The sequence below is a fragment of the Sphaerisporangium sp. NPDC049457 genome (assembly GCF_055586705.1).
This window is the reverse complement of sequence record NZ_JBVJHR010000020.1, coordinates 103,365-118,904: the sequence shown is the minus strand read 5'-3', so window position 1 is coordinate 118,904 and position 15,540 is coordinate 103,365. Positions and strand designations below refer to the sequence as shown.

Annotated in this window: 14 protein-coding genes; 11 read left to right on the top strand and 3 right to left on the bottom strand. The window is 73.2% G+C overall.

Going from position 1 to position 15,540, the window contains the following annotated elements:
• Positions 1 to 9 precede the first annotated feature (9 nt).
• The 8 genes from ACZ6QO_RS28775 (at position 10) to ACZ6QO_RS28740 (ending at position 7,427) form a co-directional block, all read left to right on the top strand.
• Positions 10 to 1,176 (top strand): branched-chain amino acid ABC transporter substrate-binding protein, encoded by a 1,167-nt coding sequence (locus ACZ6QO_RS28775; RefSeq protein ID WP_465855026.1) that lies wholly within the window; start codon positions 10 to 12, stop codon positions 1,174 to 1,176.
• Between the two features lie 73 nt (positions 1,177 to 1,249).
• Entirely contained in the window at positions 1,250 to 2,143 is an 894-nt protein-coding gene (locus ACZ6QO_RS28770; RefSeq protein ID WP_465855024.1) for a branched-chain amino acid ABC transporter permease, read from the top strand.
• Positions 2,140 to 3,105, top strand: coding sequence for a branched-chain amino acid ABC transporter permease (locus tag ACZ6QO_RS28765; protein WP_465855023.1), 966 nt, complete (start codon positions 2,140 to 2,142; stop codon positions 3,103 to 3,105). The genes ACZ6QO_RS28770 and ACZ6QO_RS28765 overlap by 4 nt, the downstream gene beginning before the upstream one ends.
• Positions 3,102 to 3,992 carry an ABC transporter ATP-binding protein gene (locus tag ACZ6QO_RS28760; protein WP_465855021.1) on the top strand — a complete coding sequence of 297 codons (891 nt, stop codon included), beginning with the start codon at positions 3,102 to 3,104 and terminating at the stop codon, positions 3,990 to 3,992. The genes ACZ6QO_RS28765 and ACZ6QO_RS28760 overlap by 4 nt, the downstream gene beginning before the upstream one ends.
• A complete protein-coding gene (locus ACZ6QO_RS28755; protein WP_465855019.1) occupies positions 3,979 to 4,692 on the top strand; it encodes an ABC transporter ATP-binding protein in 714 nt (237 codons plus the stop codon). Before ACZ6QO_RS28760 ends, ACZ6QO_RS28755 begins: the two co-directional genes overlap by 14 nt.
• Before the next feature lie 2 nt (positions 4,693 to 4,694).
• A complete protein-coding gene (locus tag ACZ6QO_RS28750; protein WP_465855018.1) occupies positions 4,695 to 5,750 on the top strand; it encodes a proline racemase family protein in 1,056 nt (351 codons plus the stop codon).
• The gene (locus ACZ6QO_RS28745; RefSeq protein WP_465855016.1) at positions 5,747 to 6,700 is read left to right on the top strand and encodes an ornithine cyclodeaminase family protein; all 954 of its coding nucleotides are present in this window, start codon (positions 5,747 to 5,749) and stop codon (positions 6,698 to 6,700) included. Before ACZ6QO_RS28750 ends, ACZ6QO_RS28745 begins: the two co-directional genes overlap by 4 nt.
• A 52-nt stretch (positions 6,701 to 6,752) precedes the next feature.
• Positions 6,753 to 7,427: a GntR family transcriptional regulator gene (locus ACZ6QO_RS28740; RefSeq protein ID WP_465855014.1), complete on the top strand. Its 675-nt coding sequence runs from the start codon at positions 6,753 to 6,755 to the stop codon at positions 7,425 to 7,427.
• Between the two features lie 102 nt (positions 7,428 to 7,529).
• Here the strand turns inward: ACZ6QO_RS28740 and ACZ6QO_RS28735 are convergent, their stop codons facing one another.
• From ACZ6QO_RS28735 to ACZ6QO_RS28725, 3 genes are all read right to left on the bottom strand, one after another.
• The gene (locus ACZ6QO_RS28735; protein WP_465855012.1) at positions 7,530 to 8,441 is read right to left on the bottom strand and encodes an EamA family transporter; all 912 of its coding nucleotides are present in this window, start codon (positions 8,439 to 8,441) and stop codon (positions 7,530 to 7,532) included.
• A gap of 172 nt (positions 8,442 to 8,613) precedes the next feature.
• Positions 8,614 to 9,327: an ABC transporter permease gene (locus tag ACZ6QO_RS28730; RefSeq protein ID WP_465855170.1), complete on the bottom strand. Its 714-nt coding sequence runs from the start codon at positions 9,325 to 9,327 to the stop codon at positions 8,614 to 8,616.
• A gap of 205 nt (positions 9,328 to 9,532) precedes the next feature.
• Positions 9,533 to 10,447, bottom strand: a complete 915-nt coding sequence (locus ACZ6QO_RS28725) for an ABC transporter ATP-binding protein (RefSeq protein WP_465855010.1) — start codon at positions 10,445 to 10,447, stop codon at positions 9,533 to 9,535.
• Between the two features lie 217 nt (positions 10,448 to 10,664).
• Here ACZ6QO_RS28725 and ACZ6QO_RS28720 point away from each other — a divergent pair, with 217 nt between their 5' ends.
• The 3 genes from ACZ6QO_RS28720 (at position 10,665) to ACZ6QO_RS28710 (ending at position 15,503) form a co-directional block, all read left to right on the top strand.
• On the top strand, positions 10,665 to 11,516 hold the full coding sequence (locus ACZ6QO_RS28720; protein WP_465855008.1) for a VOC family protein: 852 nt from the start codon (positions 10,665 to 10,667) through the stop codon (positions 11,514 to 11,516).
• Positions 11,517 to 11,603: 87 nt separating this feature from the next.
• Positions 11,604 to 14,063 (top strand): SpoIIE family protein phosphatase, encoded by a 2,460-nt coding sequence (locus ACZ6QO_RS28715; protein WP_465855006.1) that lies wholly within the window; start codon positions 11,604 to 11,606, stop codon positions 14,061 to 14,063.
• A 192-nt stretch (positions 14,064 to 14,255) separates the two neighbouring features.
• The gene (locus ACZ6QO_RS28710; protein WP_465855005.1) at positions 14,256 to 15,503 is read left to right on the top strand and encodes a multidrug effflux MFS transporter; all 1,248 of its coding nucleotides are present in this window, start codon (positions 14,256 to 14,258) and stop codon (positions 15,501 to 15,503) included.
• The last annotated feature ends 37 nt before the right edge of the window (positions 15,504 to 15,540 follow it).

Sequence of the window (15,540 nt, the reverse complement as noted above, 5' to 3'; positions counted from 1 at the left end):
AGATACACAATGGGCAAGTCGCGCGTAGCGCTGATCGGGTCGCTGGTGGCGGCCGTGACCGTGCTGACGGCCGGGTGCGGCCAGGGACTCCTCGGCGGCGGTTCGGACGAGGGCGGGGACGGAGGGCCCATCGCCCTCGGAATGCTCGTCCCCCAGTCCGGCAGCGAGGCCGCCATCGGCCCGTACATGAAGAACGCCGCCCAGCTCGCGGTGGACGAGATCAACGCCAAGGGCGGCGTCCTCGGCCGCAAGCTGGAGCTCAAGGTCGCCGACGACGCGTGCGACGCCCAGACCGCCGTCGCGGGCGCCAACAAGCTCGTCACCGAGGGCGTCGAGGTCTCGGTCGGCGGTTACTGCTCCGGGGCCACGCTGCCCACCCTGCCGGTCTTCGGCAAGGCGGACATCCCGATGATCATCCCCGCGGCGAACTCGCAGGAGCTCGTCGACCAGCACCTCAAGCACGTCTTCATGATCAACGGCACTGGTACGCAGCAGGCGATGGCCGCGATGGCGTGGATCACCAAGCAGGGGGCGAAGAGCGCCGCGCTGGTGCACGACAACACCAGCTACTCCAAGGACATCGCCGTGCGCACCCAGAAGCTGCTGGACGAGTCCGGCGGCCCGGAGACGGCGATCCTGGAGGCGGTCACGCCCAAGGAGAGCGACTACAGCGCCAACGTGCACAACATCATGGCGAAGAACCCCGACTTCGTGTACTGGACCGGCTACTTCCAGGAGGGCGGCCTGATCATCCGCCAGCTGCGGCAGGCCGGGTACAAGGGCGCCATCATGGTCGGCGACGGGTCGGTGTCGGAGAAGCTCGCCGAGATCGCCGGGTCCGAGGCGGCCGAGGGCGTCTACGCCACGATGACCCAGACCCCCGACACCCTGGAGGGCGCCGAGGGCTGGATCGCCGCCTACAACAAGAAGTTCGGCGCCAACCCCGGCCCCTACTCCAACCAGGCGTACGACGCCGTGCGGCTCGCCGCCGAGGCGCTGAAGAACGCCGGTTCCACCGACGGGGAGAAGGTCATCTCCGCGCTCGAAGGCATCAACGGGTTCCAGATGTTCTCCGGACCGCTGAAGTTCACCCCCGACCACACGCTCTCCACCGGCGGCTTCCAGATCCTGGTCGTCAAGTCGGGCAAGTTCACCCTCCAGGACGCGCTCAAGTGACCTCGCGTCCCAGCCATCCCGGGACGGCCGGCGACCTCCCGCCGGCCGTCTCCGGCCCCGAAGGAAAGCAGACATGTCACAGCTGATCTGGAACGGCCTGTTCGTCGGCTCGTTCTACGCGCTGGTGGCGCTGGGCTACAGCATGGTCTACGGGATCATGAAGCTGCTCAACTTCGCCCACGGCGACATCTACATGCTGGGTGCCTTCACCGGCTTCGCCATCCTCGGCGCCGTCGGCGGCGTCTCGCCCGGCATGGCGCTGCCCGTCCTGCTCGGAGTGCTCGTCGTCACGATGGCCGTCACGGGGCTGTCCGGCGTCGTGCTCGAACGCGTCGCCTACCGCCCGCTGCGCGACGCGCCCCGGCTGTCGCTGCTCATCACCGCCGTCGGCGCCTCGTTCGCGCTGGAGTACGGCATGCGGGCCGCCGCGGGAGCCGACCCGCAGGTCTACCCGCTGCGGCTCGGCGGGACGGCGGTGGAGCTGCTCGGCGCCCGCATCACGCTGCAGCAGATCGCGCTCATCATCGTCGCCGTCGTGCTCATGATCGGGCTCAACCTCCTGGTCACCCGCACCCGCGAGGGCCGCGCCATGCGCGCCATCGCCCAGGATCCGCGCACGAGCGCCCTGATGGGCATCGACGTCAACGCCGTCATCTCCCGCACCTTCTTCATCGGCTCGGCACTCGCCGGCGCGGCCGGGGTGATGGCCGGGGCCTACTACGGCAAGATCGACTTCCTGATGGGGTTCCTCATCGGGCTCAAGGCGTTCACCTCGGCGGTGATCGGCGGCATCGGCAACATCCCGGGCACCATGCTCGGCGGCCTGCTGCTCGGCCTGCTGGAGTCCTTCGGCACATACTGGCTGGGCGGCGAGTGGCGCGACGTGTTCGCCTTCGGGGTGCTCATCCTGTTCCTGTCCGTGCGGCCGACCGGCCTGCTCGGCGAGCGTGTGACGGAGCGGGTATGACGTCCGGCACCAAGACGCGCGGGCGCGGCACGCCCCTCGGCCGCGCCGCCTCCCGGCTGCTGGACAGCAAGTGGGCCGGGCTCGCCGGCCTGGCCGTCGCCGGGCTCGTCCCCTTCGTGAACGCCGGCCAGTACGTGATGTCCATCATGGCCAGTACGGCGATCTTCGTGATGCTGGCCTCCGGCCTGAACATCGTCGTCGGCTTCTGCGGCCTGCTCGACCTCGGCTACGTCGCCTTCTTCGCCGTCGGCGCCTACACCAGCGGCGTGCTCACCACGCGGTTCGACCTGCCGCTGGTGGCGACCGTCCCCGCCGTCATCGTGGTCACCGTGATCGCCGGCATTGTCATCGGCGCCCCGACCCTGCGGCTGCGCAGCGACTACCTGGCCATCGTCACCCTCGGCTTCGGCGAGATCATCCGCATCACGGCCAACAACCTGGAGGTCACCGGCGGCCCGTCGGGGATCTACGGCATTCCCGGGCTGACCGGCAACGCCGTCGTCTTCTACTACCTGACCGTGGTGATCGCCTCCCTCGCCGTCATCGGCGCCTCCCGGCTCGGCCGCTCGCGGCTCGGGCGGGCCTGGCGGTTCGTCCGCGAGGACGAGGACGCCGCCGAGGCCATGGGCGTGCACACCTACCGCGTCAAGCTGGCCGCCTACATCGCCGGCGCGGTCTGGGGCGGGCTGGCGGGCGTCCTGTTCGCCGCCCAACTGTCGGCCATCTCCCCGGGCAGCTTCACCTTCCTGCGCTCGGCCCTGGTGCTCATGGCCGTGGTGCTCGGCGGCATGGGGTCCACGCCGGGCGTCGTCATCGGCGCCATCGTCATCAGCCTGCTGCCCGAGGTGCTGCGCGACTTCGCCGAGTACCAGTTCTTCGCCTTCGGGGTGCTGCTCATCATCGTCATGCTGGTCCGCCCGCAGGGGCTGTGGCCGCACCGGTCCAGGGAGGCGAGCTCGTGACCCTGCTGTCGGTCGAGGACCTGCGGCTCTCCTTCGGCGGCCTGCTGGCCATCGACGGCCTGTCCTTCACGGTCGGCGAGGCCGAGATCGTCTCGGTGATCGGGCCCAACGGCGCGGGAAAGACCTCCGCCTTCAACTGCGTGACCGGGTTCTACAAACCCACCGCCGGGCGGGTCGTCCTGTCCGGGCGGGAGATCACCGGGCTGCGGCCGTCCCGCATCGCCGGCCTCGGGGTGGCGCGGACGTTCCAGAACCTGCGGCTGTTCGGCGAGATGTCGGTGCTGGACAACGTCCGCGCCGGCGCCCACCTGTGGCTGCGGCAGAACTTCATCGACGCGCTGCTGCACACCCCGCGCTACCGCCGCGGCGAGCGGGAGGCCACCGAGCAGGCCCACCACTGGCTCGACTTCGTGGGCCTCCGCGGCGACCGCTTCGGCCAGGCGCGCAACCTGCCGTACGGGGAGCAGCGCAGGGTCGAGATCGCCCGCGCCCTGGCACGCAGGCCGGGGCTGCTGCTGCTCGACGAGCCGGCCGCCGGGCTCAACCACGGCGAGAAGGCCGAGATGCTCGACCTCATCCGCCGGATCCGCGACCTGGGCATCGCCATCGTGCTGATCGAGCACGACATGGGGCTGGTCATGGAGGTGTCCGAGCGCGTGGTCGTGCTCAACTTCGGCCGCGAGATCGCCGACGGCCGGCCCGAGGAAGTGCGCCGCGACCCGGCGGTCATCGAGGCCTACCTGGGCAGGGACGAAGACGACGACGGCCGGGGCGCCACGGGCACGGGCACGGTCGCGGACGCCCCGCCCGGCGACGTTCCGGCGACCGGCGGCCGTGACGCCGCCGGCGGCGGCAGGACGGAGGGAGGCCCCGATGGCCGCGCTTGAGATCGAGGGGCTGGACGTCCACTACGGCGGCGTCCACGCCCTGCGCGGGCTGTCGCTCACCGTCGAGGAGGGCGAGGTGGTCGCCCTGCTCGGCAACAACGGCGCGGGCAAGACCACCACGCTGTCGGCGGCGTCCGGGCTGGTCCGCCCGACCGCGGGCAAGGTGGTCTTCCACGGCGAGGACGTGACCCGAGCCAAGCCCGAGGCCATCGTCCGCGCCGGGCTGGTGCACGTGCCCGAAGGGCGCAGGGTGTTCAGCACGCTCACCGTGCACGAGAACCTCCAGGTGGGCGGCTACCTCGTCCGCGACCAGGCCGAGATGCGCCGGCGCATCGACCGGGTGTACGCGCTGCTGCCGCGCCTGGCCGAGCGGCGCGCCCAGCAGGGCGGCACGCTGTCCGGCGGCGAGCAGCAGATGCTCGCCATCGGCCGGGCGATGGTCACCGGTCCGCGCATGCTGCTGCTGGACGAGCCGTCGATGGGCCTGGCCCCGCTCGTGGTCGCCTCGGTCATGGAGCTGGTCCGCGAGGTCAACGCCGAGGGGGTGTCGGTGCTGCTCGTCGAGCAGAACGCCAAGGCCGCGCTCAAGATCGCCCACCGCGGCTACGTGATCGAGAACGGGCGTTGCGTGCTCGGCGGCTCCGCGGCGGAGCTGGCCGGCGACTCGCGCGTCGTCGAGGCCTATCTGGGAGGCGTCTGACCGTGGAGACCCTGGGAACGTCCGGCCCGGCGGCCCGAGGCGGCCGCGTGACGTCCGGCGGCGACGCCGCCGGGGAGATCCGCACGGTGGACTACCACACCGGCGGCGAGCCCTTCCGCGTCGTCACGGCGGGAGTCCCGGACATCCCCGGAGCCACGGTCCTGGACCGCAGGGACAGCGCCGCCGCGCCCGAGATCGACCGGGTGCGGCGGCTGCTGTGCCACGAGCCGCGCGGCCACGCCGACATGTACGGCTGCTTCCTCGTCCCGCCGGACGACGCCGGCGCCCACCTCGGCGTGCTGTTCTGGCACAAGGACGGCTACTCCACCGCCTGCGGCCACGGCACGATCGCGCTCGGCGTCCACGCGGTGGAGTCCGGGCTGGTCGAGTCCGCCCCCGACGGCGACACCGACGTCGTCGTGGACGTTCCCTCGGGACGGGTCACCGCGCGCGTCCGGCGCTCGGGCGGGCTGATCGAGTCGGTGACCTTCCGCAACGTCGCCTCGCACGTCGCCGCCCGGGGCGTCCGGGTGATCGCCGTCACCGCCGGCGGCGTCGCCGCGGAGGCCGCGGTCGACATCGCCTACGGCGGCGCCCTGTACGCCTCGGTGCCCGCCGCCGCGTTCGGGCTCGCCGTGGACCAGCGCCACCTGACCGACCTGATCGCCCTGGGCCGGTCGATCAAGGCGTTCCTGGCCGACCACCCGGCCGCGCGGCACCCCGCCGACGACCGGCTGTCCGGCATCTACGGGGTGATCTTCTACGACGAGCTCGGGCCGGGCCGCCAGCGCAACGTCACCGTGTTCGCCGACGGCGAGGTGGACCGCTCACCCTGCGGCTCAGGGACGGCCGCGCGGCTGGCCCTGCTGCACGCCGACGGGTTCACCGGAGCGCTCGTCCACGAGAGCATCGTGGGCAGCGTGTTCACCGGGCGGGTGGCCGAGGAGCTCGACGGGGTGGTCATCCCCGAGATCACCGGCATGGCCTACCGGACCGGCGTGCACAGCTTCACCCTCGATCCCCGCGACCCCGTCGGCCCGGGTTTCACGCTGCGATGAGCGCCCTGCCCTACCTCGACGGGGACACCCTGCGGGCGCTGGTCCCGATGGACCGGGCCGTGCGCGTGCTGCGCGAGGCGCTGTCGGACGGGCTCGACCCCGACGCCGGCCCGCCCCGCCCGGTCGTCGGCGTGCCGGCCGGCCAGCTGCTGCTGATGCCGGCCGCGCACGGCCGCTACGCGGGCGTCAAGGTCGCGACCGTGGCCCCCGGCAACCCGGCCCGGGGGCTGCCGCGCATCCAGGGCGCCTACCTGCTGCTGGACGGGGACACGCTCACGCCCCTTGCCGCGATGGACGCCGTCGCGCTCACCGCGCTGCGCACCCCCGCCGTCTCGGCGCTCGCCGCGGACCACCTGGCGCGGCCGGGCGCGCGGTCGCTCACCGTCTTCGGCGCAGGCCCGCAGGCGCAGGGCCACGTCGAGGCCCTGCGCGCCGTCCGGCCCATCGAGGAGGTCACCGTCGTCGCCCGGGACGCCGCCCGCGCCCAGAGGTTCGCCGAGCGGTGCGCCGGCCCGGGCCTGACGGCGACGGCGATCGGCGGCGCCGGCTCGGACGCGGTGGCGCGGGCCGTGCGGGGCGCGGACGTGATCGCGTGCTGCACCAGCGCCAGGGAGCCGCTGTTCCCCGGCGCGCTCGTCGCCGACGGCGCTACCGTCATCGTGGTCGGCTCGCACGAACCGGACGCCCGCGAGATCGACGGAGAGCTGGTCGCCAGGGCCACCGTGGTCGTCGAGTCGCGCTCCGCCGCGCTCGCCGAGGCCGGCGACCTGGTCATCGCCATCGAAGAGGGGCTGATCGGGCCCGGCCACCTCGCCGGCGACCTCGCCACGCTCGTGCGCGGCGGCGTCCGGGCGGGCCCGGGCCCTCGCGTGTTCAAGAGCGTGGGCATGGCCTGGGAGGATCTGGTCGTGGCGGCCGCCGTCCACGACGCGTGGGCGGCGGGCCGATGAACCTGGGGAGGGATGCCGGCATGGCGAGCGGTCGTGAGCGGGGTGGGCGGGCGTGAGCGAGCACGGCAGGCTCGACCTGCCCGTCATGAGCGGGCGCCAGAGCCTGCGCGAGCAGGTGGCGCAGGCGCTGCGCGACGCGCTGGTGGCCGCCGAGATGCGGCCGGGCGTCGTGTACTCGGCCCCGGTGCTGGCCGCCCAGTTCGGCGTGTCCGCCACACCGGTGCGCGAGGCGATGCTCGACCTGGCCAAGGAGGGCCTCGTCGAGGCCGTGCGCAACAAGGGGTTCCGGGTCACCGAGCTGTCCGAGCGCGACCTGGACGAGCTCACCGAGATCCGCAGGCTCCTGGAGGTCCCCACGGTCGCCCGGCTGGCCGGCGCCTCCGTCGCCGAGGACGCCGAACGGCTGCGGCCGGTCGCCGAAGAGATCGTGTCGGCCGCCGAGCGCGGCGACCTGCTGGCCTACGTCAACGCCGACCTGCGCTTCCACATGGACCTGCTGGCTCTGGCGGGCAACGCGCATCTGGTGGAGATCGCGCGGGACCTGCGCTACCGCGCCCGGCTGTACGGCCTGAAGGCCATGTCCGAGCGGGGCACCCTGGCCGACTCCGCCCGCGAGCACCTGGACATCCTCGACGCCATCGCCCGCGGTGACGCCGACGCCACCCGCACCCTCATGGACCACCACATCCAGCACGTCAGAGGCATCTGGGCCGACCGCCCCGAGTGACGCCGAGGCCGGCGACTTCGAGGCGGTACGCCTCCGCCCTCCGGCTCCGGCGGGAACACCGGCGTCGGCCGACGCCGGTGCGCCGGGCCCGGTGGTGCGCGGTCAGGTGGTGCGGGTGGCGCCGACGGAGGCGACGACGACGCAGCCGATGGCGGCCCATTCGCGCAGGTCGAGGATCTCGCCGAGGATGACCAGGCCCGCAAGGGCGGCCGCGGCGGGCTCCAGGCTCATCAGGATGCCGAACACCCGCTTGGACATCCGGCGCAGCGCCTCCAGTTCGAGGCTGTAGGGGATCACCGACGAGAGCAGGCCGACGCCCGCGCCGAGCAGCAGCAGCTCAGGGCGCAGCAGGTCCGCCCCGCCGGTCGTCACCCCGATCGGCGCGATCACGATGACGGACACCAGCATGGCGAAGGACAGGCCGGTGGTGCCGGGGAAGCGGCCGCCCACGGCGGCCGAGAGCAGGATGTAGCCGACCCAGCAGGCGCCCGCCAGGGCGGAGAAACCGATGCCGGCCCAGCTCAGCCCGCCCGCCTGCCCCCAGGGGGCGAGCAGGACGATGCCGGTCGCCGCCAGCACCACCCACAGCAGGTCCATGCGGCGGCGCGAGGCCGCGACCGCCACCCCGAGCGGGCCGAGGAACTCGATGGTCACGCAGATGCCCATCGGCAGCCGGGCAAGGCCCTCGTAGAAGGAGAGGTTCATCACGCCCAGCGTGACGCCGAAGGCCACTCCCACGGCCAGGTCGCGCCAGGTCAGCCCGCGCAGGCGGGGCCGGGCGACCACCATGAGGATCGCCGCCCCGGCCGCGATGCGCAAGAAGACCACAGCGCTGGGCGGCAGCACCGCGAACAGGTTCTTCGCCAGCCCTGCGCCGATCTGCACCGACAGGATCCCCAGCACCACCAGCCCGGACGGCGGCACGGCGTTGGCCGCCGCCCGCGCGAACGCGCCGGGCCGTACGCGGCCGGGGGGATAGGAACCGGCCGACGAGGTCAGGGAGGGCGTGGTCATGGGGGTCTCGTCTCGCGTTCCTCGCACGTGCGCGTGCGGTCGGGGGAGGAGGGACGGCCGCCTGTGGCCAGGCCGTTCGCCATGTCAGAGCATAAGCCGCGAGAACCGCCCGCCGATCGCGGGGGCCGCCGGCGCCCGCGACCGCCGAAGCGAGACCCTGCTCGCCGGCGGGTCACTCCCAGCGGAAGGTGCGTGAGGCGGCGGCCAGTGTGATGACGGCCCACGCGAGCAGGACGAGCGCGTCCCTGACCGGGAAGCCGCTCGCGTGGGTCAGGACCGCGCGCACCCCCTCGGTCAGCGCCGTGATCGGCAGCAGCTCGGCCACGACGCGCAGCGCGTGCGGGAACGCGGTGACCGGCACCACCACCCCGCCGAGGCCGAGCAGGACCAGGTAGACGAGGTTGGCGGCGGCCAGGGTGGCCTCGGCGCGCAGGGTGCCGGCCATCAGCAGGGCCAGGCCGCTGAAGGCGGCCGTGCCCAGCAGGAGCAGCACCGCGGCCCACAGCGGATCGCCCTGCGGCCGCCAGCCCATCGCGAGCGCCACGACCGCGATGACCACGATCTGCAGGACCTCCACCGCGACCACGGCGAGGGTCTTGGCGAGCATCAGGCCCGAGCGGGACAGGGGAGTGGCGCCCAGGCGCTTGAGCACCCCGTACCGCCGCTCGAAGCCGGTGCCGATCGCCTGCCCGGTGAAGGCCGTGGACATGATCGCGAGCGCCAGCACGCCGGGGGTGACGAAGTCGACGCGCCTGCCCGGCACCTCCAGCAGCGGAATCGCCGAGAACCCGACCAGCACCAGGATCGGGATGATCAATGTGAGCAGGAGCTGCTCGCCGTTGCGCAGGACGGCCCGGATCTCGGCGCCCGCCTGCGCGAGCACCATCCGGCGCAGCGGCGCCGCACCCGGAGCGGGCGTGAAGTCGAGCGCGGGGGCGGTCACCGGAATCTCCTTCGGACGTGCGAGGGGCGGCCGTCTGCGGCGGCCGGCCCTCCGCGTACGGTCATGGCGCGTCTCTCACGCGGGTGGGCCGCGCCTGCCGAAGGGCCGGCCGAGGGGCCTGCCGAGGGGCGCGGCGGGGGAAGGCCGGTCAACGGAGCTCCCTGCCGGTCAGCTCCAGGAAGACGTCCTCCAGGGTGCGGCGCTCGACGCTCAGGTCGTCGGTGGTGACGCCCTCGGACGCGCACCAGGCGGTGACCGTGCCCAGCAGCTCGGGGCCCACGTGGCCCTCGATGACGTAGTGGCCGCTCGGCGACTCCTTGGCCGTGCTGCCGGTGGGAAGCGCGTTGAGCAGCTCGTCCAGGTCGAGTCCGGGGCGCGCGCGGAAGCGGAGCTGCCGCTCGGCGCCGGTCAGAGTGCGCGGGCTGCCCTCGGCCACGACCGTCCCCCGGTCGATGATGACGACCTTGTCGGCGAGCTTCTCGGCCTCGTCCATGTGGTGGGTGGTCAGCACGGTGGACACCCCGCGGGCGCGCAGCTCGGCGATGACGTCCCAGCAGGCGTGCCGCGCCTGCGGATCGAGGCCGGCGGTCGGCTCGTCGAGGAAGACGAGCTCGGGGCGGCCGATGATCGCGGCGGCGAGCGACAGGCGTTGCTGCTGGCCGCCGGACAGGCGGCGGTAGGGGGTGCGGGCGTGCTCGGCCAGGCCGAGCCGGTCGAGCAGGGCGCCGGGGTCGAGAGGGTGGGAGTGGAAGCGGGCCACCAGCCGCAGCCATTCTCCGGCGCGCACGGCCGGCGGCACGCCGCCGGACTGGAGCATCACGCCGACCCGCGGCTTCAGCGCCGCCCCGTCGCGCGCGGGGTCCAGGCCGAGAACGCGGACCGTGCCGCCGTCGGCCCGGCGGAACCCCTCGCAGATCTCCACCGTGGAGGTCTTGCCCGCGCCGTTGGGGCCCAGGATCGCGGTGACCGCGCCGCTCTCGGCGTCGAGGCTCAGGCCGTCGACCGCGACGGTGCGGCCGTACCGCTTGACCAGGTCGGTGACCGCGACGGCTGGGGCGTTCATGAGGACGAGTCTAGGGACCGCCGGGTGTGGTCCTTTCCCCGGCCGCGACCCCCGTGCCGCGCGTTGGTAAAGCTTCGCAGCACTTCACATCAAGGCGGGAGGTCGCGGGACATGTCGGCCGTGTCGCCGTGTGACGCTGGCCCTCGTCCCCTGCCGCGCCCGCGCGATCGCAGGCGGCCGGCTCGGGCGTGAACATCCGCCGTCAAGGAGGTCCGGCATGCCAACGCGTACCGGTTACAAGCCCGGCGTGCCCTGCTGGGTCGACCTGGCCAGCACCGACCTCGCCGCGTCGGTCGCCTTCTACGAGGCGCTGTTCGGCTGGCGGGCCGTGTTCGACGCCTGCGGGGAGGCGGGGGTGTACGGCCGTTTCACCCAGGGCGGCAAGCTCGTGGCCGGGATCGGCCCGACGTTCGCCCCCGACCGGCCGTCGGCGTGGCACACCTACTTCGCCACCGGTGACGCCGAGTCGGCGACCGAGAAGGTGAAGGAGGCCGGGGGACGGGTCGCCGTCGGGCCGGTCCAGGTGTTCGACGAGGGCACCATGGCGGTCTTCCAGGACCCGGAGGGGGCCTCGTTCCTGGTCTGGGAGCCGGTGCGGCACCACGGCGCGCAGCTCGTGGACGAACCGGTCGCGCTCTGCTGGAGCGAGCTGGCCTGCCGCGACCCCGAGGGGGCGAGGGCCTTCTACGGGGAGGTCTTCGGCTGGAGCGCCCGCGGCCTGGCGGACCCCGGGTGCAGGGACCGCGCCGAGTGGCTGCTGGACGGCAGACCCGTGGCCGGCCTGCGGACCGCGAACGAGGCGCCGTCCTCGCCGGACGCGCCGCACTGGCTCGCGGTCTTCGCGGTGGCCGACTGCGAGGCCACCGCCGTCCTCGCCGGACGCTGCGGCGGCGCGGTCGTGAGCGAGCCGCGGGACCTGCCCGCGGGGCGGCAGGCGGTGCTCGCCGACCCGCGGGGCGCGGTCTTCGCCGTCATGGCTCCGAGCCCTCCCGGCACGGCCCGGCCGGCGCTCTCCTCGTCCGGGGAGAACGGATCTCCACTGAACGGGCAGGTAGCGCCGCGAGGATAGAATCGCCTGGTAGCGGGGCTACCGGCAAGGTCCACCATGAGCACAACCCGATCGGGACACAGTGTCGGAAGAGGGCTGACACCCCTCATGCTCATCGCGAGCGGCGTGCTCGCGATGCTGGTGATGCTCGTCTTCGGCGCGCCGTTCTGGGCGATCAACGACCTGCTCCGCGCGACGGACGCCAGAGAACACACCCGCGTGACGCTCGTCGAGGTGAACGGCCTCGAAAAGCTCGTTCTCGACCTTGAGACGGGAGCCCGCGGCTTCCTCATCACCCGCCAGGAGCGCTTCCTCCAGCCGTGGGAGACCGCCAAGGAGGCCTTCCCCGGGGAGGCGCGGAAGGTGGTCGACCTCGCCCGCACGACCGAGCTGCGGCGCCAGGCCGACGCGATCGCCCGTGACGGAGATTCCTTCCTCCAGGACTATTCGATCCCGCTGGTCGAGGCGGCGAAGCGGGGGGATCCCTCCGCGTGGAGCGTGGCGACGACGGAGGAGGGGAAACGGCGCGTCGACCACTTCAGAGCCCAGTTCGACCGGTTCGAGCACGAGGCGCGGTCCATACTGGCGGCGCAGGAGGAGGCCGCCGAGGCCAAGGTCCGCTGGGCGACCGCGGCGGCGGCCGGCGGGCTGGTGGCGTCCGTCCTTCTCATCGCCGGTTACACCGGGTATCTGACCCGGGCGATCGTCCGGCCGGTGCGCCGGGCGGCCGCCGTCGCCACGAGGCTCGCCGACGGAGACCTGTCGGCGCGCATGCCGGAGACCGGGACCGGCGAGATCGGGGCGCTCGAAGCCGCGTTCAACGACATGGGCAGCTCACTGGAGGACAGCCGCAGGCTGGCGGACGAGGCGCACATGCGCCTCAAGCTGCTGTACGAGGCAGGCACGGCGGTGGGCACCACGCTCGACGTGGGGCGGACCGCCGAGGAACTGGTGCAGGCGGTGATCCCCGAGTTCGCCGACTTCGTCACCGTGGACCTGGCGGTGTCCCTCCAGCGAGGTGAGGAGCACCCTCCGGCCGAGTGCGAAGAACTGTGCCGGGTGGCCGGGGGAGGCACCGGGGATGTCCTTCCCTTCCAGCCGGCGGGCGCGCTGATCACCTGGCGGCCGTCCACCCCTCAGGCGAGCAGCCTCCGATACGGGATCACCATGGTCGAGCCCGATCTGCGGGCCTCCACCGCGTGGCGGTCCCAGGACGGGGCCGAGGCCGCGCGGATCCTCGATCGCGGCTGCCACTCGCTGATCACGACCCCGCTGTCCGCTCACGGGATGCGGATGGGCGTGGTCAGCTTCTGGCGCTCCCATCCGCACGAGGAGTTCGACGAGGAGGATCTGTCCTACGCGGCGGAGCTGGTCGCCAAGACCGGCGTCGCCATCGACAACGCCCGTCGCTACACCCAGGAGAGGGACACGGCGCTGACCCTGCAGCGCAGCCTGCTGCCCCAGCGGATGTCCGACCGGCCGGCGGTGGAGATCGCCTCCCGTTACCTGCCCGCGGGTGTGCAGGCAGGGGTGGGGGGCGACTGGTTCGACGTGATCCCGCTGTCCGGCTGCCGGGTCGCCCTGGTCGTCGGGGACGTGGTCGGCCACGGCATCCACGCCTCCGCCACCATGGGGCGGCTGCGCACCGCCGTGCGCACCCTGGCCGACGTCGACCTGCCGCCCGACGAGCTTCTCACCCATCTGGACGACCTGGTCATCCACCTCCTCGGCGAGCAACAGCCCGGCGCGGACGAAGGCGAGGCGGCCGTCTTCGGTGAGCTCGGAGCCACGTGCGTGTACGCCGTCTACGATCCGGTCTCACGGCGCTGCACCATGGCAACCGCCGGTCACCTCATGCCCGTCCTGCTCACGCCCGACGGCGCCACGGAGGTGGTGAAAGGGCCTGTCGGCCCTCCCCTCGGCATCGGCGGCCTGCCCTTCGAGACCACCGAGCTCTATCTGACCCCGGGCAGCGTGATCGCCCTGTTCACCGACGGCCTGGTCGAGGTCCGCGACCGCGACATCGAGCAAGGGCTCGCCGAGCTGCGCCGCGCCCTGGCGATGCCGGCGGCGTCGCTCGAAGACGCCTGCGACGTCGTGACGGGCGCGTTGCTCGACGGGCGTCGCGCGGCCGACGACGCGGCCCTCCTTCTCGCGCGGACCGGAGCGCTGTCTCCGGACCGGTTCGCGACGTGGGACGTCCCCGCAGACCCGGCGCTGGTCTCGTACGCCCGCCGGCTGGCCATCGACCAGCTGCGCGCCTGGGGCCTGGACGAGATGGAGTTCGTCACCGAGCTCGTGGTCAGCGAGCTGGTCACCAACGCCATCCGCCACGCGGCCTCCCCGATCCAGCTGCGGCTGATCCGCGGCAACACGCTGATCTGCGAGGTCTCCGACGGCAGCAGCACCGCGCCCCACCTGCGCCGAGCCCGGGTCTTCGACGAAGGGGGCCGCGGGCTGCTGCTGGTCGCACAGCTCACCCAGGGCTGGGGGACCAGGCAGACCACCTCCGGCAAGACCATCTGGTGCGAGCAGGCCCTGCCGGCCGCCGCGCGGAGCGATGTGTGAGGCGAGGGCGTTCCCGGCACGGGCGTTCCCGAAGTCGCATGAGAGGAGGGCACGGACGGCATGACCCCGCGTCCGCGATGAGGAGTAGCGGAAGATTTCGGTCGATCGGGAATTAAGTCGGCGTAAGGGACGTTGCGCAATTTTTGGCTCGTCTGTGGGCTGTTTTGGAACTCAGCTCACGAAGGGGGCCGCATGAGCGCGACAACCGTGCAGGGCGACGTCTCGGCGGTCACGGCCGCCGGGCGCGGGCGGGGGCCGCTCCTGCTCATCCTGGGCGCGCTGTCGGCGATCGGCCCGCTGTCCATCGACATGTACCTCCCGGCGCTGCCCGCCATCCGCGGCGAGATGCTGACCGGGGCGGCCCAGGTGCAGCTCACGCTCACCGCGTGCCTGGTCGGGGTCTCGGTGGGCCAGCTCGTCGCCGGGCCGCTGAGCGACGCGCGGGGACGGCGCGTCCCGCTGATCGCCGGCGTCGGCTCCTACGCGGTGGCCTCGCTGCTGTGCGCCTTCGCGCCGTCGGTGGAGGCCCTGGCCGGGCTGCGCCTGCTGCAGGGCCTGGCCGGAGGCGCGGCGCTGGTCATCGTGCGGGCGATCGTGCGCGACCTGTACGACGGGCCGGCGATCGCCCGCATCTTCGCCACGCTGATGCTGGTCAGCGGCCTGGCGCCCATCCTCGCCCCGATCGCCGGCGCCCAGTTGCTCCAGGTCACCACCTGGCGCGGGGTGTTCGTCGCGCTCAGCGCCGCCGGGGTGGCGCTGCTGCTCGCGGTGCTCGGCGGCGTGCGCGAGACGCTGCCGGCCGGCGCGCGAGGAGGCGGCGGGCTGCGGCACACCCTGGCGACGTTCGGCGTGCTGCTGCGCGACCGGTCGTTCATGGCGGCGGCGATGGCGGCCGGGTTCGGCTTCGCCGCCATGTTCGCCTACATCTCCGGGTCGCCCTTCGTGCTCCAGGAGATCTACGGGGTCTCCCCGACCGGATTCTCGATCATCTTCGCCGGCAACGCCTTCGGCCTGACCCTCATGGCGCAGCTCGGCGGCCGGGCCGCCGGCCGCGTCGCGCCGGCGCGGCTGGTGCTCGCCGGGCTGCTGCTGGGCGTGGTGGGCGCGGCGGGCCTGGTGGCCTCCGTGCTCGCCGGCCTCCCCCTGCCCGCGGTGGTCGCCTCGCTGTTCACGCTGATGTGCGGCGCCGGGCTGTCGCTGCCCGGCTCGGGGGCGCTGGCGCTCGCGGGGCAGACCCCGCAGGTGGCGGGCAGCGCCTCCGCCCTGCTCGGCCTGCTGCAGTTCGCCTTCGGCGGAGTGGCCGCGCCGCTCGTGGGCCTGGGCGGCACCGGCTCGGCGCTCCCCATGGCGGTGGCGATGGTCGTGCTGACCGCGGCGGCCCTGGCGGCCTTCCTCGGGCTGCGCCCCCGGACGCCTTCTCCTGAGGTTTCCCCAGCTTAGGTAAGGCTTACCTGCGTGATGCAACCCACGAAGGCCG

Coding starts and splice junctions, on each gene's coding strand:
- ACZ6QO_RS28735 (WP_465855012.1), bottom strand. CDS start 8,441: ATGACCACGCCCTCCCTGACCTCGTCGGCCGGTTCCTATCCCCCCGGC.
- ACZ6QO_RS28710 (WP_465855005.1), top strand. CDS start 14,256: ATGAGCGCGACAACCGTGCAGGGCGACGTCTCGGCGGTCACGGCCGCC.
- ACZ6QO_RS28715 (WP_465855006.1), top strand. CDS start 11,604: ATGCTCATCGCGAGCGGCGTGCTCGCGATGCTGGTGATGCTCGTCTTC.
- ACZ6QO_RS28765 (WP_465855023.1), top strand. CDS start 2,140: ATGACGTCCGGCACCAAGACGCGCGGGCGCGGCACGCCCCTCGGCCGC.
- ACZ6QO_RS28730 (WP_465855170.1), bottom strand. CDS start 9,327: ATGGTGCTCGCGCAGGCGGGCGCCGAGATCCGGGCCGTCCTGCGCAAC.
- ACZ6QO_RS28775 (WP_465855026.1), top strand. CDS start 10: ATGGGCAAGTCGCGCGTAGCGCTGATCGGGTCGCTGGTGGCGGCCGTG.
- ACZ6QO_RS28755 (WP_465855019.1), top strand. CDS start 3,979: ATGGCCGCGCTTGAGATCGAGGGGCTGGACGTCCACTACGGCGGCGTC.
- ACZ6QO_RS28745 (WP_465855016.1), top strand. CDS start 5,747: ATGAGCGCCCTGCCCTACCTCGACGGGGACACCCTGCGGGCGCTGGTC.
- ACZ6QO_RS28720 (WP_465855008.1), top strand. CDS start 10,665: ATGCCAACGCGTACCGGTTACAAGCCCGGCGTGCCCTGCTGGGTCGAC.
- ACZ6QO_RS28725 (WP_465855010.1), bottom strand. CDS start 10,447: ATGAACGCCCCAGCCGTCGCGGTCACCGACCTGGTCAAGCGGTACGGC.
- ACZ6QO_RS28770 (WP_465855024.1), top strand. CDS start 1,250: ATGTCACAGCTGATCTGGAACGGCCTGTTCGTCGGCTCGTTCTACGCG.